14 protein-coding genes are annotated in these 25,930 nt (G+C 70.2%); 7 read left to right on the top strand and 7 right to left on the bottom strand.

Annotated elements, in window-relative coordinates; all coding sequences use genetic code 11:
• Positions 1-33: 33 nt before the first annotated feature.
• Entirely contained in the window at positions 34-261 is a 228-nt protein-coding gene (locus tag CMC5_RS40625; protein ID WP_050435450.1) for a hypothetical protein, read from the bottom strand.
• A 97-nt stretch (positions 262-358) separates the two neighbouring features.
• On the opposite strand from CMC5_RS40625, the gene CMC5_RS40620 reads away from it, so the two are divergent.
• Entirely contained in the window at positions 359-3,013 is a 2,655-nt protein-coding gene (locus CMC5_RS40620) for a tetratricopeptide repeat protein (protein ID WP_050435449.1), read from the top strand.
• A gap of 293 nt (positions 3,014-3,306) precedes the next feature.
• On the opposite strand, the gene CMC5_RS40615 is transcribed toward CMC5_RS40620, so the two are convergent.
• The gene (locus tag CMC5_RS40615) at positions 3,307-8,007 is read right to left on the bottom strand and encodes an nSTAND1 domain-containing NTPase (RefSeq protein ID WP_050435448.1); all 4,701 of its coding nucleotides are present in this window, start codon (positions 8,005-8,007) and stop codon (positions 3,307-3,309) included.
• A 135-nt stretch (positions 8,008-8,142) separates the two neighbouring features.
• On the opposite strand from CMC5_RS40615, the gene CMC5_RS40610 reads away from it, so the two are divergent.
• Positions 8,143-8,532, top strand: a complete 390-nt coding sequence (locus CMC5_RS40610) for a DUF6210 family protein (RefSeq protein ID WP_169796410.1) — start codon at positions 8,143-8,145, stop codon at positions 8,530-8,532.
• Positions 8,533-8,672: 140 nt separating this feature from the next.
• Positions 8,673-9,254 carry a Uma2 family endonuclease gene (locus tag CMC5_RS40605; RefSeq protein WP_050435446.1) on the top strand — a complete coding sequence of 194 codons (582 nt, stop codon included), beginning with the start codon at positions 8,673-8,675 and terminating at the stop codon, positions 9,252-9,254.
• Between the two features lie 113 nt (positions 9,255-9,367).
• Here CMC5_RS40605 and CMC5_RS40600 read toward each other — a convergent pair whose 3' ends face one another.
• A complete protein-coding gene (locus CMC5_RS40600) occupies positions 9,368-10,570 on the bottom strand; it encodes a vitamin K epoxide reductase family protein (protein ID WP_050435445.1) in 1,203 nt (400 codons plus the stop codon).
• 69 nt (positions 10,571-10,639) lie between these two features.
• Between CMC5_RS40600 and rnr the strand changes: the two genes are divergently transcribed.
• From rnr to CMC5_RS40585, 3 genes are all read left to right on the top strand, one after another.
• Complete coding sequence (gene rnr / locus CMC5_RS48855; protein WP_281180799.1) at positions 10,640-14,905, top strand: ribonuclease R; 4,266 nt, start codon at positions 10,640-10,642, stop codon at positions 14,903-14,905.
• Positions 14,906-15,184: 279 nt separating this feature from the next.
• The gene (locus CMC5_RS40590; RefSeq protein WP_050435443.1) at positions 15,185-15,721 is read left to right on the top strand and encodes a hypothetical protein; all 537 of its coding nucleotides are present in this window, start codon (positions 15,185-15,187) and stop codon (positions 15,719-15,721) included.
• Positions 15,722-15,727: 6 nt separating this feature from the next.
• Positions 15,728-16,639 (top strand): 3-hydroxyacyl-CoA dehydrogenase NAD-binding domain-containing protein, encoded by a 912-nt coding sequence (locus CMC5_RS40585; protein ID WP_050435442.1) that lies wholly within the window; start codon positions 15,728-15,730, stop codon positions 16,637-16,639.
• A gap of 58 nt (positions 16,640-16,697) precedes the next feature.
• Here CMC5_RS40585 and CMC5_RS40580 read toward each other — a convergent pair whose 3' ends face one another.
• Entirely contained in the window at positions 16,698-17,930 is a 1,233-nt protein-coding gene (locus tag CMC5_RS40580) for an AAA family ATPase (RefSeq protein ID WP_050435441.1), read from the bottom strand.
• 66 nt (positions 17,931-17,996) lie between these two features.
• Entirely contained in the window at positions 17,997-18,650 is a 654-nt protein-coding gene (locus tag CMC5_RS40575; RefSeq protein WP_050435440.1) for a tetratricopeptide repeat protein, read from the bottom strand.
• Positions 18,651-19,052: 402 nt separating this feature from the next.
• Here CMC5_RS40575 and CMC5_RS45550 point away from each other — a divergent pair, with 402 nt between their 5' ends.
• Positions 19,053-21,860, top strand: a complete 2,808-nt coding sequence (locus CMC5_RS45550) for a hypothetical protein (RefSeq protein WP_050435439.1) — start codon at positions 19,053-19,055, stop codon at positions 21,858-21,860.
• A 238-nt stretch (positions 21,861-22,098) separates the two neighbouring features.
• Here CMC5_RS45550 and CMC5_RS40565 read toward each other — a convergent pair whose 3' ends face one another.
• Together CMC5_RS40565 and CMC5_RS40560 are read right to left on the bottom strand one after the other, a co-directional pair.
• A complete protein-coding gene (locus CMC5_RS40565) occupies positions 22,099-22,896 on the bottom strand; it encodes a hypothetical protein (RefSeq protein WP_050435438.1) in 798 nt (265 codons plus the stop codon).
• Positions 22,897-23,001: 105 nt separating this feature from the next.
• Positions 23,002-25,899, bottom strand: coding sequence for a PEP/pyruvate-binding domain-containing protein (locus CMC5_RS40560; RefSeq protein ID WP_050435437.1), 2,898 nt, complete (start codon positions 25,897-25,899; stop codon positions 23,002-23,004).
• Positions 25,900-25,930: the final 31 nt, after the last annotated feature.

Below are 25,930 nucleotides of genomic sequence, written 5' to 3'. Positions count from 1 at the left end.
GCCGGAAGGGGGCGGTGCTCGTGCGCGCCGTGGTCAGTCGCCCGAGGGGGTGAGGCCACGGCGTAAGCGCATGAGCGTGCGCGCCATGTTCGAGGCCGAGCGCAAGCGGTCGCGGGGAGACTGCGCGAGGGCGAGGTAGATCAAGGTGCCATCGACCTCGCGCACGGCTGCGCGGACCTCGGGGTCGAGGGCTGCGAGGAGCTGATGCAGGTCGGGGGTCACGAGGAGGAGCGCACGGCGGGCGGGGCGGGGGAAAAGCACCAGGGAAGGGAAGCTGTGGGGGGCGGGAATCGTCCCCGGGCAGCGGCGACGGGATTGCCGTGGACGGCTGTTGACGTGATCCTCGGGGTCGAGGGGTATGGCCGTTCGCGTTTTCATCTCGTACGCGCACAAGGATGAAACCTACCGCCAAGCGCTGGAGACGTGCCTGAAGCAGCTCCAGCGGCAGGGCCTCGTCGACCTGTGGCACGACCGCAAGATCGCGCCAGGAGGGGAGCGGGCGAATGAGATCAGCGCCCACCTCGATCAGGCCCATCTGATCCTGCTGCTCGTCAGCCAGGACTTTCTCGCCTCGGATTATTGCACCGACGTCGAGGTAGATCGCGCTCTGGAACGCCATCGGCAAGGCGAGGCGCAGGTCGTTCCGGTGATCCTCCGTCATTGCACGTGGGACTGGGCGCCTTTTGCCACGCTCCAAGCGTTGCCCACCGATGGTCTGCCGATCAAAGCATGGTCGGACCAAGATGAAGTGTGGACTCAGATCGCGAGGGCGCTTCGTGTTGAGATTGAACGTCGTGTCCCAAGCCAGACGGCGGCGGCGCCAGCCTCCGCATGCCCTCCCGTCGCGGCTTTGCCAGCTCCCGGGCCTTGCGTCGGGCGGGAGTCGATTCTCTCCGCGCTGAATGCGGCGCTTCTCGCCGACGAGCCGCCCCGTATTCTGATTCGAGGTGTGGCTGGCATTGGCAAGAGCACCGTCAGCCTCGTTGCGAGCCACGCGCCGGACATCGCTGCCCGCTATGGTGCGCGTCGCTATTTCGTGCGCCTCGATGCGGCCAAGGATGCGGACGGTCTGGTCTCGGCCATCGCGCTCGCGCTGCGCTCGTCGTCAGGCGTGGACCTCCGGCAAAGTGGCTGGCGCGCGCTGGACAGTACACCTGCCTTGCTGCTCCTCGACAATCTGGAGACACCCTGGGACCACGACCCTACCGGCGTGGAGACCGTTCTGGCAGAGCTTGCCGCATTGCCTGAGCTCGCACTGGTGGTTTCGATCCGCCGAGGTGTGCAGCCCGGGGGCGTGGCCTGGTCCCCATCGATTCAAGTCGAACCTCTCCGCGATGGAGAGTCCGAAGACGTCTATTGCGCAATTGCAGGAGACCAGCATCGGGGTGAGGCTCAACTCCAGGAGTTGCTGGGGAAGATGGACGGTGTGCCCTTGGCCATCACGCTGCTGGCACATGCCGCGCAAGGGAATGAGCTGACCAATCTGGTGGAGGAGTGGGAAGCGCGTCGGACCCGGATGCTGGAGCGTGGTCCAGGCCCGCACCGATCGGCGACGAGCTGGTCCGTGTCGCTGGAACTGTCGCTGCAAGCGCCTGGCATGACGGATGAAGCACGACGCTTGGCCGCGCTTCTCGGCGTGCTCCCTGACGGCGTCGCGCAGCAGGATTTGCGCTCCTTGATGCAGGACGCGGGGCCGACTGCTGCACGTGTGCTGGCCCAGCATGCGCTGGCCTATTTCGAGAAAGGGCGTCTGCGCATGCTTGCGCCGGTGCGGGAGTATGTGGAACTGGTGTGCCCGCCAGCGGAGCAGGATCTGGGGCTTGCCATGGCCTTCTACGGAGAGCTGGTCCGGGAGCAAGGACCTCTCGTGGGGAGGGTGCAGGGGGCACGGGCGAGCGCACGCCTCGGTGCCGATCTGACGAATTTGCAGATTTTGATTGGTAAGGGGCTGAATGGAGAGAACCCTGCGGCGTGGTTGGATGCTGCGATTGCTTTGTCGAACTTCGGTCGATTCACAGGACTGAGTAAGCTGGCACTGCTCGAGCAAACGCTTGCTTTGGCAGAATCGACTGGGGACGAGAGGCGAGCCGCACGCTGTGCTTGGCATTTGGGGGAGTTCGCGGAAGTACGTTCAGCTCACGAAGAGGCGAAAGCGAGATACGAGCAGGCGCGTCTGATGTATCAGCGTGTGGACGATCTCCCTGGTGTGGCCAGATGCCTTCACCATCTTGGAAACCTCGCCTCGAGTCGCTTGGCGTACGACGAGGCAGGAGCGAAGTTCGAGCAAGCGCGTTTGATGTTCGAGCATGCGGGCGACACTCTCGGCGAGGCCAACTGTCTTCATAGCCTTGGGAACCTCGCTTCGAGGCGCTCGGCGTACGACGAGGCGGAAGCGAAGTTCGCGCAAGCGCGTTTGATGTTCGAGCGTGCGGGCGATCTTCATGGCGAGGCCAGATGCCTCGACAGTCTTGGGAACCTCGCGTCGAGGCGCTCGGAGTACGGCGAGGCGAGAGCGAAGTGCGAGCAGGCGCGTTTGATATTTCAGCGCGTGGGGGATGTTCTTAACGAGGCCTACTGCGTTCACAGCCTGGGAGACCTCGCGTCGAAGCGCTTGGAGTACGACGAGGCGAGAGCGATGTACGAGCAGGCGCGTTTGGTATTTCAGCGTGCAGAAGATAATTGGGGGGAGGCCAACTGCAATCGGAGCCTGGGGGAGCTCGCGTTGAGCTGCTCGGAGTATGACGAGGCGAGAGCGAAGTACGAGCAGGCACGGTCGATGTACCAGCGTGCGGGAGATACTTGGGGGGAGGCTCACTGCAAACGGAACCTTGGCGATCTTGCGTTGAGACGCTTGGACTACGAGGAGGCGAGAGCACAGTATGAGCAGGCACGGTCGATGTACCAGCGTGTGGCGGACATTCTTGGAGAGGCCAGCTGCAATCGGGGCCTGGGAGACATAGCGCGTGGGGTTGGCAATGTGTCAGACGCACTGCCGAAGATGATCTCGCGGTGAATGGTTGCCAATGAGTCCCGGATCCTTACGCCATCGGCCATGCCAAGCGGCTATTGGCGTGGCTTGCAGATGAGCCAGTTGCCCGCCGTGACCATACTGAAGCGGCTTGCGCTGCGTGGAGCAGCGTCGATCGCATGGATCTCGTTGCCCGTCTCAACTGCGAGTTTCCTTCCGACGACAGGGTGCTTCCACCGTGTAATCCTTTACAGAACTGTCGCGCATAGGCGTCCCATTCAGGCCGCGTGGCGCTTCATGGTGGGATCCATGCATGAAGCGGTTGCTGACTCCCAGCTTCATTGGTCAGCATTTCGCGCGTTGCCGCGTGTCGCCGCGACCCGCTGGATGCAGGCCTGCTCATCCGCGTGCGCGACGTCTTCAGGGACATCGAGGTCCTCCATCCGCTGAGTGGCGGGCATGCAGTAATCGGTCGCCGTCCACAGGATCGGATCGTCGAGCCCCCGGAGCGGGATGAGATCCTCCCAGATCCGTGCGAGACCGTCGGTGGTCGCCGTCACGATGCGCTGGCCGTCGGGGCTGAAGGCGACGCCGGTGACGGGGTTGTCGAGCTGCAGAAAGAAAGGCTCTCCTGTGCCATCGGCTCTCCGTACGCGGACGGTCATGGCGCCCGAGCCCGTGACGATGTGCTGGCCATCCGGGCTCCATGCTGCGCTGCTGACCCACTGGCCGGAAAGGACGAGCGGCGCGCCGGTCCCGTCGGCGTTCCAGATGCGGGCGGTGTGATCGGCTGCGCCCGTCAGCAGGCGCCGACCATCCGGGCTGAAGGCGACGGCGTACACCCCCTCGCGGTGGGCACGGAGCACGCGCGGCTCTCCAGCGCCATCGGCGTTCCACAGGCGCACCGTGTGGTCGTCCGAGCCAGTGGCGACGCGCTGCCCGTCGGGGCCGAAGGCCACCCCTTGGATGACCCCTTCGTGGCCTCGGAGGACGAGCGGCTCGCCGGAGCCATCGGCATTCCAGAGGCGGAGCGTGCGATCGTCCGAGCCGGTGGCGACACGCTGCCCATCGGGACTGAAGGCCACGGTATAGACGGCGCGCTCATGGCCTCGGAGGACGAGCGGCTCGCCGGATCCATCGGCATTCCAGAGGCGGAGAGTGCGATCATCCGAGCCGGTGGCGACGCGCTGGCCGTCGGGGCTGAAGGCCACCCCCTGGATGGCGCCCTCGTGGCCTCGGAGGACGAGCGGTTCGCCAGAGCCGTCGGCGTTCCAGATGCGCGCGATCCCGTCGCTCGACCCGATGACGATGCGATTCGTCCGAGCGCTCCAGGCGACCGGCAAACGGCCCCTCGGGTGGCCCCGCAGCGTCACGGGCTGCTTGTGCGCGCTCAACGTCCAGATCTGGAATGACTTGTAGGCTGCGGCGAGCAACTGTTGGCCATCCGGACTGAATTGCAGCGAGACGACCGGCTCGGAGCCCATCCAGAAGATCTGTGGTTCTCCACGGCCATCCTCTGGCCAGATCCGCACCGTCCCGTCGATGGCTCCTGCAGCGACACGCCGACCGTCAGGGCTCCATGCGGCCGAGAGGATGCCGTGGGCATGCATCATGGGGCTGGTCGAGGGCTCATGGGCGCGGAGAATCCGCTGAGCGCTTCCGTCTGCCGAGCTCCAGATGCGGAGCGTCCCATCCATGGACCCACCGAGGAGGCGAAGCCCGTCGGGACTCCAGGCCACGCGCGTCACACCGCCGTCATGGCCTTGGAGCAGGAGCGCCGTGCCGCTGCCATCGGCGCGCCACACGCGCACCGAGCGGTCCGGAAAGCCGCAGGCGATCTGGTCACCTGAGGGGCTCCAGGCGACCGAGGTCGCAGGGACGTCAGGAAAAAAGACGACGGGAAGGCTTGTGTCGTCGGCGTGCCACATGCGTACGCCGTCCCGAGAGGCGCTGACGAGGCGCGTACCGTCGGGGCTCCAGGCGACGGCGGTGACCCAATCGGTGTGACCTCGGAGGACCATCGGGCCTCGCCCGTCGACCCCTGCTGCGGCAGACCAGACGCGCACCGTCGCATCCGCCGAAGCGGTCGCGAGGCGCTGTCCATCCGGACTCCAAGCCAGGGCGTGGATGGGACCTGCTTGCTTCGCCAGGATCGTCGGTGTGCCGGTGGCGTCGGTGGACCAGAGACCGAGAGTCCCGTCACTCAGCCCAGCGGCCACGCGATGACCATCAGGACTCCAGGCGACCTCGCTGACGTAGGACCGGGTGGAGACGAGCACACGGCTCACCCCACGCTGGAGAGCGAGCTGAGCGAGCCGACTCCAGTCGTGAGGAATCTCGGGTGGCTCGACCTCTCGCAGGAGAGCGAGGGCCTGAGTGTGATCCTCCTGGCTCAGGAAACGGGTCGCTCCAGCGATGCGTGCGGCGTTGCGGGCTCGTCGTGCCGTTACCTGGGCGCGCGCTGCTTCCTGGGTGGCGCGTGAGGCTTCGTTGCTGGCGCGGACGGCCAGCCAGGAGACTACCGCGGCCACCAAGGCGATCGTGGTGACGGCGCCGAGCATGACACCTAGACGTCTCCGTTGTGCGCGGGCGTCGAGCTGCTCCACCGCTTCCAGGTAGCGCTGCTCGAGCGATCCGATGCCGAGGGGTCTGTGGTCGCCCTCGGCCCGTTTGCGCGTGCTGAAAGTACGCGCCTCCAGGGCGGACTGCTCGCGCCAGAGCAGCCCTTCGGCTTCGCCGCTTGCCTCCCATTGCTGTGCGGTGATGCGCAAGCGCGCGAGGAATCGGGCATCCTGTGCGCTCTCGTCGAGCCATCGGTCGAGCCGAGGCCAGCGTTCCACGAGCGACTCGTGCACCAGCTCCACGGTGGCGCTGTGCGCGTCCGCTGAACCTTCGATCGAGAGCAGGCGTGCGTCCGCGAGGTGCTGCACGATGCGGTCGATCGTGTCGGGAGCATGTTCCTTCTCGGCGTCGGTGGCGAGGTCGCGCAGCTCGTCGAGGCGCACCACAGCGCGCGTACGCTCGGGGGTGACCAGGCGAAGCAGCACCCCGCGAACGAGGCGCCGCTCTTGCGCGGGCAGGCCATCCAGCACCGCGTCGGCATGCGCGGAGAGTGCACCTGCAACGCCGCCGATCTGGTCGTAGCTGGCCTGAGTGATGACCCGTTGCTCGGGATCGCACGTGTCCCAGAGCTTCGCAGCGGTGAACTGCAGGAGGGGCAGGGGGCTGCGGGTCCCGCCGAGGGCGTCGAGCATGCTCTCCACCAGCGCTTCGCTCTCGAACCGAGCGCCGAGCGCCGCGAGCGGGCGGGTGAGTGCCTCGCGGAGGCCGCGGTGATCGATGAGGGGAAGGAAGGCCAGGCCACGGCTCATCTCGTCGAGGAACTGGCGGTCCTCGGTCACGCAGTCGAGGAAGTCGGAGCGCATGGCGAGGACGACACGGAGCGGGGAGGAGGCCTCGTCTGCAACGCCGGCGGTGCAGGCGAGGAACGCTCGGCGCGTCGTGGCGTCTGCGCCGAGGGTATAGAGTTCCTCGAATTGATCGATGAACAGGAGCACCCGGCTGCGGTGCTTCCGACAATGGGCGCGTAACATGGCTCCGAGGTAGCCGGGCTCTCGCTGCAAGATGGCGGCGTGCTCTTCGAGCTGCGCCGCGGTCTGCGTGGGGTCCCGCTCGGTGCCCCCGGGTGCCTCCAGAAGCTGCCATGACGTCTCGGCGAGTGCCGTCAGAGGGCGCGCACCGGGGCGCAGGACCAGCGCATCCCAGGTTTCGCCGGAACGCTTGAGTGCGGGGATGATGCCAGCGCGCACGAAGGAAGATTTGCCCGCGCCGGATGGGCCGGCGATGGTCACCAGAGGTTGGCGTCGCAAGCGTGCGAGGCATGCGCCAAGTTCGGTATCTCGCCCGAAGAACCAGGCCGCGTCGGCCTCCTGGAACGCGGCGAGGCCGGTGAATGGAGAGGAAACGTGGGTGGAGCGCTGGGGGCTGGGAGCGAGGCGCAGCGTCTCCAGGTCTGCGAGCAGCTCTCGCGCCGAGGTGTAGCGAGCGGTTCTGTCTTTCTCCAGGCAGCGCTCGATGACCGCACAGAGCGGTCCGAGGTCGGGGCGTACCTCGCGAATGGAGGGCATGGGAATGGAGGCGTCGACGACCTGCGCGAGGCGGTCAGGGCGCAAGGGCCAGAGCGGGTGCGCTCCCGCGAGTAGCTCGTGCAGCATCATGCCGACGGCCCAGAAATCGGCGCGGTGGTCGACGTCGTGGTTCAGCCACTGTTCGGGGGCCATGTACAGCCATGTGCCGACTGGGCCTTGGTCATCATCTAGGAGAGCCCGAGCGCTCGCGGGCGTGGTGTCGGTAGCGAGCCGCGTGGCAATGCCGAAGTCGAGTACCTTCACCGGGCCTGCGTCGGACAGGATGATGTTCTCGGGCTTCAAATCGCGGTGCACGATGCCCTGTTCGTGGGCGCAACCGAGGGCGCGTACGACGGGTATGATGAGGTCGATGGCGATTGTGGCGGATAGTCGAGCGGGCAGGGTCTCGTCGGCATCACGCGTGGCGCTGCGGGTCGACGTGCCTCGCTGTTCCATCCAGGTGCGCAGGGTGACGCCTTCGAGGTGTTCGAGGACCATGTACGGATGTGCTTCGTGCTCGTCGACCTCATGAATGACGACAATGTTCTCGTGCTTGCATCGCGCAGTGGCACGGGCCTCCACGAGGAAGCGATGGGCGCTGTGACGGGTATGCTGAAGCAGCATCTTGATGGCCACGAGACGTCCGAGTTTGGTGTCGCGAGCGAGATGAACGACGCCCATGCCCCCCTCGCCGAGCTTGCGGATCAGCTCGTAGTGCTTGAGCTTCGTGCCTGGTGACGGCGCTGTGGCGGGCAGGGCCGGTGGAGGCGGGGCTTCGAGCGTGGGAGGACGTTCCAGTGTGTCGGGGAGCGACGCCGCATCTGCTTGGGGGGCTGGCTGGGTAGCGTCGCCTTCAGGAGAAGAGGCGGACTCGAATAAGGCGACCGAGGCAGCGCGGGGCGCATCGCTCATGGTAGCGAGACCGTATCACGCCGCCGAAATCGCAGCGTTCGTGCGCTGAGGCCATGTGCATGAACGTGATGGAGGCGTATGGACGGGAACGTGACAACGAGGCGAGTCCTCCTGTGGGACCTCTCTGATGAGATCATGCTCGTCGTCGAGCATCCGAGCGGCGTGCTTTATCAGAACCAGGTCGGAGGCGTGGTGTGCTGGCAGGCAGAGCTGGAGGGGGTGCTCTCTCCGCTCGACCTGAGCGCTGATGCTGTGCAGCGTATTCAGACGTGTCCATACCCGTCAGGTCGGGAAGGTATTTCGAACGAAATCGCTGACACGATCGATGCGCTCCTTGCTGTCGAACCAGGAGCCAGCTCTTTGAAAGTCGACCGTGCGCGTCTGGGCCAGTCCTGGGAGGCGTGGGTGTACGTGCTGATCGACGCTCCCGGGGAGGGAGCGGCAGAGACGGTCGGTACATCCTGCGGTCCGATTCGTGGGTTCGGTGCGGCACGAGGCGTACTGACCTGGCCGAACAGTGACTGATTCCTCGCGCCCCCTGTTCCATCCACGCAGGCGCGCGGGCGTCGCAAGGGGCAGCCTGGTGAAGGCGTGCAAGCGGGGCGTGCGTGTCCTGCGTGTCTCGCCAGAAGCAAGGGGCAGTTCTTTCCGCTATCCTGCGGCCAATGGGCCAACCGGCGGAGAACCAACCAGAGACGGCGACCTATGCCGACCTCGAAGCGGTCCCCTCTCACCTGGTCGCCGAGCTGATTGGCGGCGTACTTCAAACCTTTCCGCGACCGGGGCCGGCACACATACGGGTTGCGTCGCAGCTCGGTCGCCGTCTGGGACCTTTCGACGATGAGCCTGGAGGACCTGGAGGCTGGTGGATCCTCGATGAGCCCGAGCTTCACCTCTGCGCCGACGTCCTCGTCCCTGATCTCGCAGGCTGGCGGGTCGAGCGTCTCCCGCGCCTTCCCGAGGAGTCCTTCTTCGAGCTGCCGCCCGACTGGGTGTGCGAGGTCCTCTCGTCGTCGACGGCGGCCCATGACCGCCTCGAAAAAATGCCCGTCTATGCTGCGGCCGGCGTGGCGTGGGCGTGGTTGATCGATCCCATCGTGAGCTCGCTGGAAGTCTTCCGGTTGGACCCCAGGGGTCGATGGATCGTCGAGCAGGTCTTCCGAGGTGACGCGAGCGTCCGTCCCGTCCCGTTCGACGCGCTCGACCTGGACCTCGCCTCGCTCTGGGCGACCACGAAGACGCGCTGATCAGAGAGGGCGCTGAGCAGCAAGCGCATCGACCAGAAAGTGAAGACGGCGCTCTCAATGCCGCGGGTACGCCCTGGCTCGGCCTCCCAGGAGGCGCACCCATCGGCGGCCTCTCAGCCCGCCTTGTCCCCCGCCTCGCCCGCGGCCGCTCCTGGCGCAGCCCCTGGCCCCCCCTCCTCCTCGCGGCGCCGCACCGTCATGAACGACGCCGCCCCTGCGGCGCCCACCAGCGCGACGACCAGCCCCCAGAGCGGCAGCCCGGGGTTCCCACCGGCCAGCTCCAGCTCGATGGACTCGACGATATGGTCGGGGCGCATCCCGAGGACCACCCGCCGCCCCACGTACGTGAACGGCAGGCCCAGCCCGGCGACGCGGCGGTACAGCTCCAGGTCGGTCTCGACGAGGGCCATGGTCTTCGGCGCGTCGAGGCAATGCTTGAACTCCTCCGGGTCGAGGCCGAGGGGCTTGAGCACGTCGACGGCGCCGTCGTCGGTCAGGAGGTTCGGGCCGGTCGAGTAGAGCAGTGCAGCGGCGGCCTCGCGCTGCGCGGGGGGCGTGCAGATGTACGCCTTGGCGGCGGGGAGAGCGCCGGCGTGCCGCGGCAGGGGGGCCATCTTGCGGAGGTACTGGATGCGGTCGCCGTACTTCTCTTCGATGTGGTGAATCTCGGGGTTCAGGCGGCGGCAGAAGGGGCACTCGAAATCGGTGAAGCCGACGAGGGTGACCTTGCCGGGCGTCTGGAGGGTGGCGATCTCGGGGGGGAGGGCAGGGAGCGTCGGGTACTTGCCCCAGAGGAGCGGCAGGCCGATGGCGGCGAGGCCGGCGGCGGCCCAGGTGGTGAGCTCGGCGCCGCCGGGGTGCGCGTCGCGGGCGAAGGCGTCGAAGGCCTCGGAGGTCTTCGCGCGGCGGGCGCGCAGGGCGAGGGTGATTGCGGCAGCGGCGGCGACGAGGGTGCCGAGATCGACAGCGACGCAGTAAGCGCAGAAGGCCTTCACCTCGAACGCCTGGATGGCGAGGAGGTAGACCGCGACGAGGCCGCCCAGGCTGGTGGCGAGGGCGAGGAGCAGGTGCTGGCCGCGGGTGCGGGCGAGCAGCGAGCCGCCGAGCAGGGAGGCGAAGGCGGCGAGGCCGAGGTTGGGTAGCGGCACCCCGAAGGGGTAGGCATAGCCCGACACACGGACGGCGCTGCAGCCGCTGTTGACGCCGCAAAATGCGGGATCGCCCATGCTCTGGTAGTCGGCGACGAGGGCCGCGCTGGCCGCCAGGGCGACGAAGAGGGAGAGCCGCAGGAGGAGGACGAGGTGCCGCGGACGCATCGCGACCTTCGTACAAGACCCTGGGTTGGGCAGCCAGAGGCACGGTTCTCGTGCTACGTCCTGGGCTCGATGAAGAACTCTCCTCCGGTCCGACGGGATGCCGTCCTGGACCTGCTGGCCTCCTTCGGCCGGGCATTGCATGTGAACGAGATTGCGGAGCGCCTCGGGGTCGAGCCCCGAAGGTATGCCGGGCTCCAGCGGCTGCTCGATGATCTTTCCTACAACAACGTGGTGGTGGCGCTCCCCGGGCAACGCTTCAAGGCGGCTGCCGAGCAGGTCGAGCGTCGTGGTGTGGAGCACGAGGGCTTTCTGAATGTGAACCCCCGGGGGTTCGCGTTCGTGACGGTCGGGGGGATGCCCGAGGGCATTTACGTGGCACCGGAGTCGCTCGGCGGCGGGATGCACGGCGATCAGGTCGCGGTGCGGATCACCTCGCGGTCGCGGCGCGGGGTCGAGGGCGCGGTGCTGCGGGTGCTGAAGCGCCGGCACGCGCGCGTGGCGGGGACCTTGCGGCGGCGCGGGAAGAGCGCGTGGCTGGAGCCGGACGATCAGCGGATGCGGGGGCCGATCGTGCTCCGGTCCGAGGAAGGTCACGGCCGGGTGGACGGGCGCGATGGGTCGGCCGTGGTGTGTCGGATCACCCAGTTCCCGGAGTCGCCGAACGAGAATCCGGAAGGGGTGCTGGAGGCGCTGCTCGGCGAGCCAGGGGACCCGGAGGTCGAGGTGCAGAAGATCCTCATCCGCGAGGGGATCGTCGAGGAGCACCCGGCGGACGCGATCCGGGAGGCGGAGGCGTTCGGGGGCGAGGTGGCCCCGGAGGCGCTGGTGGGGAGGGAGGACCTGACCTACCTGCCCTTGCCGACGATCGATCCGGAGGACGCGCGCGATCACGACGATGCGGTGTGGGTCATCCGGGAAGACGATGGGTCGTTCCGGGCGTGGATCGCGATTGCGGACGTGTCGCATTACGTGCGGCCAGGGACGGCGCTCGATCAGGAGGCGGTGGCGCGAGGGAACTCGATCTACCTGCCGGACCGGGCCATCCCGATGCTGCCGCGGGCGCTGTCGTCGAACCTGTGCTCGCTCCTGCCCGGGCGCATCCGGCTCTGTCTCTGCGTGGAGGTGGAGCTGTCACCCACGGGGGACGTGCGCAGCGCGCGGGTGATCGAGGGGTACATGCGCTCGATCGCGAAGCTGACCTACCCGGGGGTGGCGCGGACGCTGGGCTTCACGCAGGAGCCGCCGCGGAGTCCGGCAGCCGAGGCGCTGCGCGCGGACCTCGCGGTGATGTGGGACCTGTCGCGGCTTCTGCGGGCGAAGCGGATGCGGCGTGGGGCGCTCGACTTCGAGCTGCCGGAGGCGAAGGTGGTCTTCGACGCCGACACGAAGGCGCCGAAGGACGTGCAGAAGCGGTCGCAGGACCCTGGGGTGATGAAGGCGTATCAGCTCATCGAGGAGATGATGCTGCTCGCGAACGAGGTGTGCGCGGCGTACGTGGTGGAGAAGGGGGCGCCGTCGGTGTTCCGCTACCACGGGCCGCCGGACCTGGCGAAGCTCGAGCGGTTCTCGGCGATGTGCGGGGAGCTGGGGATCACCTTCGAGCCGGAGGACGCGGAGGACCCGAAGCGGCTCAGCGCGTTCCTGAAGAAGCTCGCGTCGCACCCGCAGAAGCAGGTGCTGCACATGCTGCTGCTGCGGGCGATGAAGCAGGCGGTGTACGACGTGGCGAACGTGGGTCACTTCGGCCTGGCGTCGACGGCGTACCTGCACTTCACGTCGCCGATCCGGCGCTACCCGGACGTGACGGCGCACCGGGCGATCCGGGCGCTGGTCCGTGGCGAAAAGGTGGACCGGAGCGACGAGGGGAAGGAGCTGCTCATCGCGGCGGCGGCGCAGTCGTCCGACCGGGAGCGGAAGGGGATGGAGGTGGAGCGCGAGGTGATGGACCTGCACCGCGCGCTGGTGATGCGCGAGCGGGTGGGGGAGACGTTCACGGGGACGGTGACCGCGATCGTGGGGACCGGGGTGTTCGTGAATCTGGACGATCCGTTCGTGGACGTGATGGTGCGCATGGAGGCGCTGGGGCCCGATCGCTACGACATGGACGAGCAAGGGCTGCGGGTGATCGGGGCGCGCTCGGGGGATCGGGTGAGCCTCGGGGACACCCTGCAGGTGAAGATCGAGGACGTCTCGATCCTGCGGCGGCAGGTGCTGGGGAGCCGGGTGCGGTTCGCGGGGGAGGAGGCGCTGGAGGCGCGGACGAGCCGGCCTGGCCAAGGGTTCGAGCGCGGTGGGGCGCGGGACCGGGGGAAGGCGGCGTTCGATCGCGGTGGCGCGCGGCATGGGAAGCAGGCGCCGGCGTTCGATCGGGGCGCGGCGCGGCACGGCAAGCAAGCGCCGGCGTTCGATCGGGGTGCTGCGCGAGGCGGTGCGCAGGCCGGGAAGTTCGAGCGGGGCGCAGCGCGGCACGGCAAGCAGGTGCCGGCGTTCGATCGAGGCGCGGCGCGGCACGGCAAGCAGGCGCCGGCGTTCGATGGGAGCGCGGCGCGGCATGGCAAGCAGGCGCCGGCGTTCGACCGCGGTGGCGCGCGGTTCGGAGCGCAAGGCGGGAAGTTCGAGCGGGGTAGCGCGCAGCAGCGTCCTCACGAGCAACGGGTCGGGCGTGATGCGCCGCCGCTCTGGGAGGAGACGACGTCGGAGACGCAGGTGCAGGTGCACGCGGCGACGCAGGGCTCGGCGCAGGCGGCTGCCGAGGCGTCACGTCTGAGGCGGCGGCAGGTCATCGACGGCGACGCGAAGGCGCGAAAGCGCGGGCTGGAGCGAGGGGCTCCTGGTCCTTCGGAGCCCGAGCCGACGTGGGTGGCGCACGTGGCGCAGGGGGCGCACGGGGCGCACGGTGTCGGTGCGGCGCCGGCGGTGGCCGCGGAGCCGGTGACGGTGGACGCCCGATCGACCGCGGGAGCTCCCGTGGGGAATGGTCCGGCGCCGCGTGCCGAGGTGAGGGGCGGCTTCGAGCCGTCCGCTCCGAAGCCGGCCGTCGCGGCGCACGCGCTGGAGGCGGGGGCTGCGGGGGTGGAGCCGGCGGCGGTGACGTCTGCGGCGGCAGCGCCGCGCGCGGAGCGGGGGCAGGAGTCGACCCAGGTGTCCAGGAGGATGGCCGCAAGGACGGCTGGGGCGAAGGCCCCGAAGGGAGGAGAGACCACGAGCACCGCGGAGCCGGCAGACGCCGGACGTGGCAAGGTGCTGGTGGCGCAGACGGGTGCAGGGCGGCGCGAAGAAGGGAAGCTGGCGTCGAGCAAGAGCGCGACGCCGGGGGGAGCGGCGCAGCCGCCTTCGCATGCAGGCAAGACAGCGCAGCGCGCTGACGACACGCAGGTGGTTCCGCAGGGCGAGCCACACGGAAAGGCTGATCGAGACGTGGCAGTGCAGGGTAAGCAAGCCGGGAAGCGCAATCAGGTCCCGGCGCAGAGCAAGCGAACCGGGAAGGCCGAGCCGGCGACGGCGCAGGTCGAGCAGGTCGGTCGGGGCAAGCAGGCCGGTCGGGGCAAGCAGGCCGGCCAGAGCAAGCAAGCCGCCCCCCAGGGCAAGGCATCGAAGCCGTCGAAGGCGGGGGCGAAGCAGACGCCGCAAGCCAGGTCCACGACGCGCGCTGCGGCGCCCTCGACGAGGGCCGAGCGGCGTGCTGGACGCGCTGTTGCTCCCCTCGGGACAGACGCGCTCTCGGGGCAAGCAAACCAGGCGGAACTGGTCCTGGCGGCGCTGGTGCAGGCCGCGCAGGCCTCTCTGGCCGCGCAAGCGCCGCAGCGTGGGCGTCGGGCGGTGGCTCCTCAGGCGGCCGCGTCGTCTGCTGCGCCTCGCAGCGGTGGTCGAGGGGGGCGCAAGGCCGCGCCCGTCAAGGGAGCCAGTGCTGCCTCCGTGGTGCCGTCGGCGAGCAAGTCGGCCGCGCGCTCCGCACGGGCGACGAGCGGCGGCGGGGCGCCTGCCGCGGCGAAGGGCGCAGCGGCCAAGGGCGCAGCGGCCAAGGGTGCAGCAGCCAAGGGTGCAGCAGCCAAGGGCGCAGCGGCGAAGGGCGCAGCGGCGAAGGGTGCAGCGGCCAAGGGCGCAGCAGCCAAGGGCGCAGCAACCAAGGGTGCAGCAGCCAAGGGCGTAGCGGCGTCCCCCGGTGCACAGCCCAGCGGGAAGGCGCAAGGGCAGGCGGCTCGGGTGACCTCCGCGGCGAAGCGTGGGGGAGTGGCCACTCCGGCGCCCGCTGGGCGCTCGGCGAAGCCTGCGGCCTCGAAGCCGGTCCCTGCCCCGAGCGGCAAGCCTGCCGGTCGCGGCAAGAAGTCGTCGTAAACGGGAGTTCTTCCCAGCAAAGCCGTCCTGAGAGCGCTCTTCGTTCGGGCAACGCCGTTCTGAGGGCGCTCTTCGTCCGGAGGGAGCGCTCGTCGTCGGGTCGGACGTGGGGCGGCTCCCGGGGGCTGGTGGAGGCGGCCGCGAGGTGCCTTCATCCCGCCGTCGAGGGCCGCTCGTGGGGTCTGCCCGCGCGACGGGAAGGCTCTCGCGCGGGCAGGCGTCGATCCTGCGCGCGTACCCCTCGACACGGCCGCGGAAGTGCGGCAACCCTTGCCGGGCATGAGCCACGCCCACGATGACCACGCGGAGGCGCACGGCGCTGACGCCCACCACGACGACGCTCACCACGACGACTTCGATCCGGAGCCGGTTCAGGAACTCTCGCCCGGGGAGCCTCGGACCCCTGGCTGGGTCCCGGCCCTGGGGCTCGCGTTCTTCGTCAGCGCGGCGATCGGCCTGCTGGTGGTGCTGAACGACGACGAGGCCGAGGCCGGTGGCAAGCCGGAGGGGAAGTCGCCCGCCGCGGCCGTGGTGCCCGCGGGCACGCCGCAGCGCGCGCTGCCGCTGCCCGGAGCAGGGGCGCCGCCCGGGGGGACGCCGCTGCCCGTGCGGCCGGTGCCTCCGCCCATCCAGCTCCAGAACCCAGGCGCAGAGGGCGCGGATGGTCAGCCGGGTGGGGCGGCGGCCCGTCCTGCGCGGCGGCTCACGCCCGAGCAGATGAAGATGATCCAGCAGCAGATCGAGAAGGCGAGGCAGCAGCAGGAGCAAGGCGCGCCGAGCCCGGCGCCCGCCCAGCCGCCCCCGCAGGGGCGGTAGGGGAGGATGACGATGGAGGTGCAGGCTTCCGCCATCCGCAAGGTGCTGGTGCTCGGCACGGGCACGATGGGCCAGGGGATCGCGCAGGTGACGGCCGTCGCAGGCTACGTCACGTACTTGCACGACGCGGAGATGGCCCGGGTGAGCGCAGCGGTGGACGCGATCAAGCGCGCGACCGACCGGCTGGTGCAGAAGGGCAAGATGCTCAACGAGGCGCGCAGCGAGATGATCGGGATGCTGGTGGCAGCACCCGATCTCGCGCGTGTTGCGGGGGAGGTCGATCTGGTGATCGAGGCGATCCCCGAGCAGATGGACCTCAAGGTGGAGGTGCTGTCGCGGGTGAAGGCGCTGGCGCCGGAGCACGCGATCATCGGCTCGAACACGTCGAGCCTGAGCATCACCGAGCTGGGACGGCGGCTCGGGGCCGGGTCGCGCACGGTGGGGCTCCACTTCTTCAACCCGCCTCCGGTGATGGAGCTGCTGGAGGTGGTGCGCGGTCTGGAGACCGACGACGCGGTGCTGGAGATGGCGCTCGCCGTGGCGAAGCGGCTGGGGAAGACGCCGATCGTGGTGAACGACTCGCCAGGGTTCGCGACGAGCCGACTCGGGGTGGCGATCGGAGCCGAGGCGATGCGGATGCTGGAGGCCGGCGTGGCGTCGGCGGTGGACATCGATCGGGCGATGGAGCTGGGCTACCGGCACCCGATGGGGCCGCTGAAGCTGACCGATCTCGTGGGGCTCGACGTGCGGCTGGCGATCCTGGAGCACCTGCACAGGGAGGTGGGGGAGCAGTTCCGACCCCCATCAATCCTGCGGCAGATGGTGCGCGCAGGGCGGCTGGGCAAGAAGAGCGGCGAGGGCTTCTACCGCTGGACCGAGGCGGGGCCGGAGCCTTCGGAGATCCGGCGAGGTCGCTGAGGCGAGAGGCCGCGCGCCGGCGCGTCGAGCGCTCCCGGTTCAGCGGAGCGCTTCCAGTTCAGCGGAGCGCGGCTTCCTGCCAGGCAGCAGGGTCGAGCTTTTCCCGACCGGGGGAGACGGTGGTGGCGCCGTCTTCTCGGCGGGAGAAGCAGAGGATGTTGCCCGGATCGGCGGCGCGGATGACGGCCGGGGAGTGGGTCGTGATCAGCACCTGCGCGCTCGAGATGGAGGCGAGGGCGTTGAGCGCGGCCTGAGCGGCGCGGGGATGCAGGCCCGTCTCGGGCTCCTCGACGAGCCAGAGGCCGGTGGTGTCGGGGAGGAAGGCCGGCAGGGTGAGGGCGAGGAAGCGGAGCACGCCGTCCGAAGCGCTCCACGAGGGGATGTCGACGCCGTTCTGACCGCGGAGGACGAGGTAGCGGTGGCGGTCCTCGTCGCGCTGCACCGACTGGACGTCGGTGAGATCGGGGAGCGCCGCCTGTACGTGCTCGACCCAGCGTCGGGCGCGCTCGGGGTGCTGCTCCTGGAGGGCGGCGAGGACCCAGGGGAGGTTCTCGCCATCGGGCCGGAACGCCGCGGGCTGTCCCGGAGGGCTGGGGCGACGGAGGCGGCGCGGATCGGGCGCGAGGGCATGCACGTGCTCGGCGAGGAGGCGCTTGAACCAGAGCGAGGCGGGGAACTTGGTCTCGTCCTCCGGCAGGTGGGAGAGGGCCGAGCGGCGGCGGCCGAGGCGGTAGGCGACGAGCCAGCCCTTGCCGGACTCCTGGTAGGTCTCGGAGTAGAAGTTGTCGTTCCCGCCCTGGACCTTGTGGACGATGGTGCGGCCCGAGCCGCTGACCAGCTTGGAGGTCAGGATGGTGCTGGCAGCGCTGCCGAGGCGGGGGAACATCTCGAGCTGCTTGGCAGCGCCTTGCTCGCTGGCCTTGAGGGAGACGCGCTCTTCGACGAGGGCAGGTTCGCCGCTCTCGGTGTCGGTCTCGACACCGATCTCGTAGCGGAGGGTCTCGAAGGCGGGGTTGCCCAGGCGGCGGCGGATCGCGTCGGGGACGGTGACCTCGATGGCGAGCTCGATGGGCTGAGCGCGGTGCTGGAAGCTCAGATCCTGGAGGCGGGGGGCGCACTCGGTCGTGGCGGTCGAGAGGCCGCGGGCGGTGACGGCGCCGAGGAAGGTGATGACGTCGAGGAAGGTGGACTTGCCGCTCCCACTGGGCCCGGCCAGGACGTGGAAGGGACCAAGGGGCTGTCGTAGGTGCTCCAGGGAGCGGAAGCCTCTGGCCTCGACGAGGGTGATCACCCGTCAGGTGTCGCCCGTCTTTCCTGCTGTTGCAAGCGTCGCGTGGCGCGCAGAGGACGAAGAACGTCAGCGGTTCTTGGTGTCCTTCTTGGCGTTCTCTTCGGCTTCCTTCGTCCGTTCTTCCTCGCGCTGCTTGATGCGCTCGCGCACGGCGGCGTAGTCCTTCTCGTCCTTGATGCGCTGATCGATGCGCTTCTGTCGCTCTTCCGCGGTGGCGGGGTAGCCGTGCGCTTTGGGGTTGTTGGTGAGGAAGGTGGTGTAAGCCGTCCAGGCTTCCTTGGCGGCAGGCCAGTTTCGCTGCCGCTCGCGCAGGTCGGCGAGGCAGAAGAGAACCTTGGCGTGCAGGTCCGCGCCGCCCTTCTTGCCGAGCGCGGTCGTCCAGGCGCTGTCGGACTCTTCGGGCTTGCCCGACTCGAGCATGGCTTCGCCGAGGCGGTAGAAGCCGAGCATGTTGTTGGGGTCGAGCTTGATGGCGTCCTGGAAGGCGGTGACCGCACCAGGGATGTCGCGCGCGACGAAGGCCGCCTGGCCTTTGACGATCAGCTCCATGTAAGGGCTGATCCCGGTCTGGCCTGCGGGGTCGCGGCGTGGCTCGCCCGGCTTTCGCGCGGCGGCTGGCTTGCTCGGCGCTGACGGGGGAGGCGTCGGAGGCTGCTGAGCGAGGGCCGGGGCCACCATGGAGGCCAGCGCAAGGAACACGGGGAAGACGCGGGCGCGCATGCGGGCGAGCCTACCCCAGCACGCGGCCGGGTGGGAAGTCGGCCCTGATCCTGGACGAGCGAGCGGCAGGGGGGGCGGGTGAAGCGCTGCTCTCGTGAGCAGCCTGGCGCTGCGGGCGCGCGGTGGAGCGCCTCGGAGACCGCGCGGACGTGGCGGAGAAGCGGGGGACTCGGGTTCCGGCTTACGGGAAGCGCGAGCGTCTTTCCACAGGTCGTCTCGGCTCGGAGGGGTCGCAGGGACGTGTCGGCGTGACGGCAGGCGCATGACTGTGGGGGGACGGCGCCGGCAGGGCTTCTCAGCGCTGCATGTGTCTGCCTAGGATGGTCTGCGCTGCGTGGAGAGGGGCCGACGCTGGCCGCGACGCTGCGCACGGAGCACTGGCTGCCGAAAGGATGGGGATCGATGGCACGGAGATCGTGGACGAGGGGCCTCAGCGGAGCGCTGGCGCTGGGAGCGACCTTGATGACGCAGACGGGCTGCGAGCTCGTCGCGAGCGTCGACCGGAGCAAGATCCCGGAGGGGGCAGGAGGCGCTGGCGGCTCAGGGGGTGAGGGCGGCACGGGTGGCGTCGGTGGCGTCGGTGGCACGGGCGGCGTCGGTGGCACTGGGGGCGAGGGGGGCACCGGTGGTACGGGCGGTGAGGGGGGCGTCGGTGGCGCCGGCGGTGAGGGTGGCACGGGCGGCACAGGTGGCATGGGCGGTGAGGGGGGAACCGGCGGTGATGGCGGCGCTGGCGGCCTGGGTGGTGCTGGTGGCTCGGGAGGCGAAGGAGGGAGCGTCCCAGCACAGTGCGCTGTGCCGGCAGACTGCCCGCCGCCCGCGAACGAGTGCGTGGAGAGGACGTGCGTGCTGGGGATGTGCGGCACGCTGAACCGGCCGGTGGGCACCGCGGTGTCGACACAGACGCCCGGTGATTGCCGAGAGAATCAGTGCGACGGCAACGGGGCCGTGACCAGCGTGCCGAACGACGCCGATCTGCCGGTCGACAACAACGCATGCACGCAGGATGTCTGCACGCTGGGCACCCCATCGAACCCGCCCGCCGCGTCGGGGACCAGCTGCAACGAGGGCGGCGGGGTGCTCTGCGACGGGGCCGGGGCGTGCGTGGAGTGCGTGACGGCAGTGCAGTGTCCTGGCCAGGACACGGCCTGTCAGGTGCGCACCTGCGCGGCAGGGATGTGCGGGGTGAACAATGCGGCCGCTGGAACGCCGCTGCCGACGCAGGTGCCCGGCGACTGTCAGGTGAGCCAGTGCGACGGCAACGGCAACACCACGACGGTGGCCGACGACGCCGATCTCCCCGACGACGGGAGCGCCTGCACCACCGATGGCTGCGTCTCCGGGACGCCGACGCACACGCCGCTGCCGGCGGGGACGAGCTGCGGCGGCGCGCTCACCTGTGACGGGAACGGCGAATGCTCCGGGTGCGCGACGGCCGACGACTGCCCAGGGCAGGACACGGCCTGCCAGGTGCGCACGTGCACGGCGGGAATGTGCGGGGTGAACAACGCGGCCGCCGGGACGGCGGTGGCGACGCAGATCCCCGGCGACTGTCACGTGAACCAGTGCGACGGCAACGGGCACGTGGTGATGGTGGTGGACGACGGCGACGTGCCCGACGACGGCAACGCCTGCACTACCGGATCGTGCTCGAACGGGGTGCCCGGGAGCGAGCCCACCAGCCCGGGTACGGACTGCAGCGACGGCGGGGTGGTCTGCGACGGCGCCGGGGCGTGCGTGGAGTGCCTCGAGGCGCTGGATTGCCCCGGTCAGAGCACGGATTGTCAGGCGCCGAGCTGCGCCGCAGGGTCGTGCGAGACCGTGTTCGCGGCGGTGGGGACGCCGACGAGCTCGCAGGTGGTCGGCGACTGCATGCGCAATGAGTGCGATGGCGCCGGCGCGGTCGTGAGCGCGGTGTACGACGCCGACGTGCCCAACGACAACAACCAGTGCACGCAGAACGTCTGCACGAGCGGCACGCCCTCGAACCCGCCCAGCAGCGCGGGCGCGGTCTGCGATCAGGCGGGTGGCGCGGTCTGCGATGGCGCCGGCGTGTGCGTGGAGTGCGTGGTCGACGCCGACTGCGGGCCCGGTGGGACGTGCGAGAGCAACCAGTGCGAGTCGGCCCCGCCGACCTGCAACGACGGCATCCAGAACGGGAACGAGACCGGCGTCGATTGCGGTGGGCCGGACTGCCCGGCGTGCCCGGAGCCGGCGTCGTTCTACGTGGTGCGCGTGGGCACCGGGGCCGACACCTTGAACCAGATCGCGCGCGCGGTGTTCCTGGAGCACCGTGACATGGACGGCGCGCTGCTCGGGACCGTGGCGATGCCCACGGCCGTGAGCGGGGCGAATCAGCCCCTCACGCTCGCTGGCTCGTCGACGGCCGAGGGCGGGCTGTCGCTCTCGGGGAACGGGGCGTACCTAATCCTCGCCGGCTACGCGGCGGCGCCCGGCACGGGCAACGTCGGCGGCACGGCGTCGGCGACGACGAACCGTGTGGTCGCCCGGGTGAACGCGGCGGGCAACGTCGACACGACGACGCGGCTCAACGTGGCGTTCAGCGCCAACAGCGTGCGTGGGGCGACCTCGCAGGACGGGATGTCGTTCTGGGTGTCCGGCAACGGCACCGCGGCGAACGGCGGCACCTGGCACATCGGGCACGGGACGACCGGCGGCACGCAGATCCTCTCGACGCCGAGCAACTCGCGCTTCTCGCACGTGTTCGGCGGGCAGCTCTACGGCAGCGCGGGCAGCGGCAACTTCACCAACGTGTTCGCGGTGGGCACCGGCTTGCCCACCACGGCGGGCCAGACCGCCACGGTCTTGCCGGGGATGCCGACGACCGGCGCGAGCCCCCTGTCGTTCGTGCTGCTGGATCGCGACCCGGGCGTGCCCGGCATGGACACGATGTACGTGGCCGATGATCGCTCGGTGGCCAACGGCGGTGGCGTGCAGAAGTGGACGTCCAACGGGACGACGTGGACCCTCGTCGCCACCTTCACCAACCCGGCGAGCACCACGGGCTTCCGCGGGCTGGGGGGCGCGGTCTCAGGCGCCAACGTGGTGCTGTTCGCCTCCTCGGCGGCGGCCAGCGCGAACGAGGTGGTCCGGTTCGTGGATACGGGCGCCGCGACGGCGACGGTCACCAGCGTGGCGACCACCGGCGCGAACACCGCGTACCGCGGTGTCGCGATGTCCCCGCACTGAGATCCAGCCCAGGAGGCAGGGGCCCGCGCCCCTGCCGCACCTGACGAGCACGTTTCGTCGGGGTGCATCTCCCCTCCAGCGTTTCCCGCCAGCCTCCTGCACGTTTCCTCGCGGGACGGGTGTGGGTCCGGCCGTGTGGCGCGCGTCCGCCACGCCCTCGACCGTTTCATCCTTCCCGTACGGCCCATCGGGTGTGTTTGCGCCGGTGGGGCGGCGCATTCGACGGCCGCCCGGCGGACTACTTCGGTGGCCGCGCCGGGGGGCTGGGCTGGGCGGCGCCGGCGTCCGGTGCTCGGATGGGTCCAGCTCCAGGCGCTGCGCGGGGGGTCGGGCCGCCATCGGTCGGGCCGCCATCGGTCGGGCCGCCATCGGTCGGGCCGCCATCGGTCGGGCCACCATCGATCGGGCCGCCGTCGGTCGGGCCTCCGTCCACGAACTCAGAAGGGTCGACGGCGATCGCCGGGGCGGATGCATCTGCAGCGCCACCGTCTGCACCTGCATCCCGTGCGGCCACGCCGCCGGGCGGCTCGCTCATCGGCGTGAGGCGCCCGTTTTTCTCGGGTGGCCACCAGAAGCGCTGCTCGGCGCCCGTCATGCGGTCGACGAGCCGGCCCCACGTGGCGCGGGGGCTGTCGGCCATCTGGACCTTCATGCGGGTGGTGACGCTCTCGTCGAAGGTGGGGTGCCGGAAGGGACGACGAGGGTCCTTCTGCGGGGCGTCGCCGGTGAGGGGAACGTTGAAGCGCACGCGGTCGACCAGCTCCTTGCCGACGTAGAACTCGACGGCGAAGCGGCCAAGGATGCGCGCTGACGCGGCTGGCCGCGCCAGGGTGACCGACCTGGCGCCGAGGAGCGAGGTCTGTCCCTTGTGATGGTAGACGTCGAAGACCCACTGGGTGCGACTCGGAATGCCAGCAGGGTCCGGGCTGTAGCCGCCCTTCGGCGGGTCGGCGATGGCTGCCGCTCCTCCCGCTGCCAGGGCGAGGCCGAGGGCCGCTGCGAGCGCGGTGCGATGGAGCAGGGAGGAGCGGTGCATGGCCAGGAGGGGCTCTTCCCATACGTGGCCGGCGTCGTCGAGCGCCTCCAGGTTCGACCTGGGTGAGAGCGTTCGTCGGTGCCGAGCGGAGGCTCGGGAGTCGGCTCAGAGCGAGTCGCTGGGGAGAGGGGGCGACGCGATGGAGGGGCGCCCTTCCAGGCGCTCGATGATGCCGCGGTCCCCGTCCACGCGCAGGCGATCGCCCGTGCGGATGGCGATCGTGGCCCCGGGCACGTTGACCACGGCGGGGACGCCGTACTCGCGGGCGACGATGGAGGCATGGGACAGAGGGCCTCCCAGCTCGGTGATGACCGCGGCTGCCACGAGGAACAAAGGGGAGAGGCCAACGTCGGTCGTGCGGGAGACCAGCACTTCCCCGGGCTTGAGGGCGTCGAGGGAGGAGGCGCCGGGCTCGAGGACGCGGGCGAGGCCCTCGACGACGCCCCCGCTGGCCGGCAGGCCGTAGAGGCGGGGACCGACGGCAGGCGGCAAGCTGACGGGCGGGGGGCGGCCGACGAAGGTGGGCGGGGGATCGGGGCGGGCGGCGTCGCGGGCATGCTCGGCGCGCCGCAGGCGCACCACGCTGCCGACGTCGGCGCGGCCGCTGCCGAGGGAGACGCAGAGTTCGTCGTAGGTGCAGAAGAAGACGCTGCCCTCTTCGAGCGAGGGGTCGAGGCGGCGGAGCCTCCGGTCGATGTCGAGGGCGATGGTCCGGAGCATGCCGAGGGCGCGGGTCACCCAGCCGCGCATGCGCTCACGCAGGCGGGTGGTGTGCTGCGCGCGCCAGACGAGGGCGCGGACGAGGGCGATCTCGGCGCGGCCGAGCCGGGCTTCGAGAAGGGCCATCTCCCGGTCGGAAAGGGCGCGGGCGCGGGCGAGGGCGCGGTCGGTCTCGCCTTCGGGGCTGCGCATGGACGCGGTGAGCATGGCCATGACGGGCTGCGGGTCTTCGCTCCAGCGGGGGGTGCTGAGCTCGGCTTCGCGGACGGCACGGTCCCCGTAACGCTCGAGGAAGGCGCGGAGGGCCTCGCGCGTGGGGCCGTCCGGGAGATCGTCGGGGCTGCGGGCGTCACCCGAGAAGAGGCGATCGCGCGCAGCCGCTTCGCGCAAGGCGATGGTGCCGACGCGCGCCAGCTCGACGCCAGGAGCCGCGCTCTCCACTTCCTGGGCGCCGCCGACGAGCGTCTGGGCGAGGCGCTCGATCTCGCCTGCAGGTCGCTCGTCGAGGGGATCGAGCGGGTCGGTGTCGGTGTCCGGGGAGCGGGCGGAGGTGCGGCGAGGGGCGAGTCTGCGGAGGGCCTCGGACAGCGCGAGGTAGCTCGCGAGCGAGGCCGACGCGCAGCGGAGCATGAGCGATCCGGTGCGCTCGAGGAGGCCAAACGCGCTCTTCAGGGTGGTGGCGATGGCGTCGTCCGGGAGCAGGCGGAGGTCGAGCTCGGCGAGGGAGCGCCGCGCGCGGCCGGCTTCGGCTTCGTAGACGCTGACGTCGTGCTCGAGCGCCGCTTGCTGGACGAGGAGGCGGGGCGCGGTGAGGGGAAGGCGGAGCAGGAACGAGCGCCAGGAGACGTGCGCGACCTGGCGGCTGAGGCGCGTGATCACGGCAGGGCCGGCGCCGCCGCTGACGCCGAGGATCGCGGCAGGGGAGAGCCCGGGGACCTGGGCGGCGATCTGCATGAAGGTGGAGAGGTTCAGGTAGAAGCGCCCGTGGATGTTGGTGACGAGGTGAACGCCACGGGGGACGCGGCAGCCGAGGGCGGCGAAGGCCTCGCGGAAGCCGCGATCCGAGAAGGTGCGGGCGACGGACCAGGTGAGGGGCGTCGCAGCACCAGGGAGCGCTTCGCCGACGTTGGCGCGAGACCACACGGTGTCGGCGTCGCCGCCTTCGGGAAAGCCGCCGCCGCGCAGGGGGCGGACCTGGAGCAGCCAGACGCGGGGCGCCCAGCGCTCGGTGGCTTGCCGGATGGGGGCCGTCGCTGACGTGTCGTCGGGGGTGTTGGTGGCCTGGTGGCGCGTGTCGTCTCGGTGAGCGGAAGAGGCGGGCATCTCGACGGCAAACTCGACGTCGAACGGGCCCCCGTCGCCTTGCTCCAGGCGGTCGGCGATGATCGCCAGCGTCCGCAGGGCGTCGGGATGCAGTGACGGCGTCTTCGCCAGCGCTTCGGGGACCTCGACGTCGGCGAGCTGATCGTCGATGAGGCGGAGGGCCCTGCGTTTGTGGGCGACCGTGGTGGCGAGGACGGCCCCTCCGCGGCGGGCGAGGCGGAAGGCGTCGACGGCCGCGGAGCCCTCCACCACGGGGGCGCCGAGCCCGAAGGTGGCGTTGATCAAGCGCTCGTCGGCGGGCCAGCCTTCGCCCTCGAGACCGGGCGGAGGGGCCGTGAACAGCACACCGGCGGCTTCTGCCGGCACCATGAGCTGGAGCACCACGCCCATGGCCATGTCACGGAGGCCTGCATGCGCGAGGTAGGCGAGCGATCGAAGAAGATAGGCGCTCGCCCACACCTTGCGGATCGCGGAGGCGATGGCATCGGGACCACGGGCACCGAGCACGGTCTCGGCGAGGCCCGCGAGCGAGGTCTCTTCGGTGTCCTCGCAGGTCGCGCTGGAGCGAGCAGCGAGGCCCCAGGGAGCCTGCGGGGCGATGGCACCCCAGAGGGCCTCGATCGCCTCGGTGAGTCCCGTGGGGAGCGGTGCTGCGAGGATCCAGTCGCGTGCGCGTGCAGCCCGATCCACGCCCGCCCGCGTGCCGGCGAGCTTGACCACGGTGGCGAGGTCATGACCGGGTGGAAGATGCTCCACGATGTGTCGGGTGAAGCATCGGGCATCGAGCGCCCATCCACGCGGCACGGGGTAGCCGTCCCGCATGAGCTGCGCGAGCGACCAGGCCTTGCCGCCGACGCGCTTGGGCCCGATGCGTCGGCGTTGCGTGAGGGTTTCGAGCGGCCACAGCCAGTCGACCACGGTGGGCGAGTCGAGGACGGAGGCGGTCCGGGTATCGGTCACGGTCGGGAAGTTACACGCTAAACGCGCGGGC

Source organism: Chondromyces crocatus (genome assembly GCF_001189295.1).
Taxonomy (GTDB): Bacteria; Myxococcota_A; Polyangia; order Polyangiales; family Polyangiaceae; genus Chondromyces; species Chondromyces crocatus.
The sequence above is the reverse complement of the archived record's forward strand: the minus strand, read 5'-3'. Positions and strand labels throughout refer to the sequence as shown.

Coding starts and splice junctions, on each gene's coding strand:
- rnr (WP_281180799.1), top strand. CDS start 10,640: ATGAAGAACTCTCCTCCGGTCCGACGGGATGCCGTCCTGGACCTGCTG.
- CMC5_RS40600 (WP_050435445.1), bottom strand. CDS start 10,570: ATGCGTCCGCGGCACCTCGTCCTCCTCCTGCGGCTCTCCCTCTTCGTC.
- CMC5_RS40575 (WP_050435440.1), bottom strand. CDS start 18,650: ATGCGCGCCCGCGTCTTCCCCGTGTTCCTTGCGCTGGCCTCCATGGTG.
- CMC5_RS40610 (WP_169796410.1), top strand. CDS start 8,143: ATGCTCGTCGTCGAGCATCCGAGCGGCGTGCTTTATCAGAACCAGGTC.
- CMC5_RS40620 (WP_050435449.1), top strand. CDS start 359: ATGGCCGTTCGCGTTTTCATCTCGTACGCGCACAAGGATGAAACCTAC.
- CMC5_RS45550 (WP_050435439.1), top strand. CDS start 19,053: ATGGCACGGAGATCGTGGACGAGGGGCCTCAGCGGAGCGCTGGCGCTG.
- CMC5_RS40590 (WP_050435443.1), top strand. CDS start 15,185: ATGAGCCACGCCCACGATGACCACGCGGAGGCGCACGGCGCTGACGCC.
- CMC5_RS40585 (WP_050435442.1), top strand. CDS start 15,728: ATGACGATGGAGGTGCAGGCTTCCGCCATCCGCAAGGTGCTGGTGCTC.
- CMC5_RS40565 (WP_050435438.1), bottom strand. CDS start 22,896: ATGCACCGCTCCTCCCTGCTCCATCGCACCGCGCTCGCAGCGGCCCTC.
- CMC5_RS40615 (WP_050435448.1), bottom strand. CDS start 8,007: ATGAGCGATGCGCCCCGCGCTGCCTCGGTCGCCTTATTCGAGTCCGCC.
- CMC5_RS40605 (WP_050435446.1), top strand. CDS start 8,673: ATGGGCCAACCGGCGGAGAACCAACCAGAGACGGCGACCTATGCCGAC.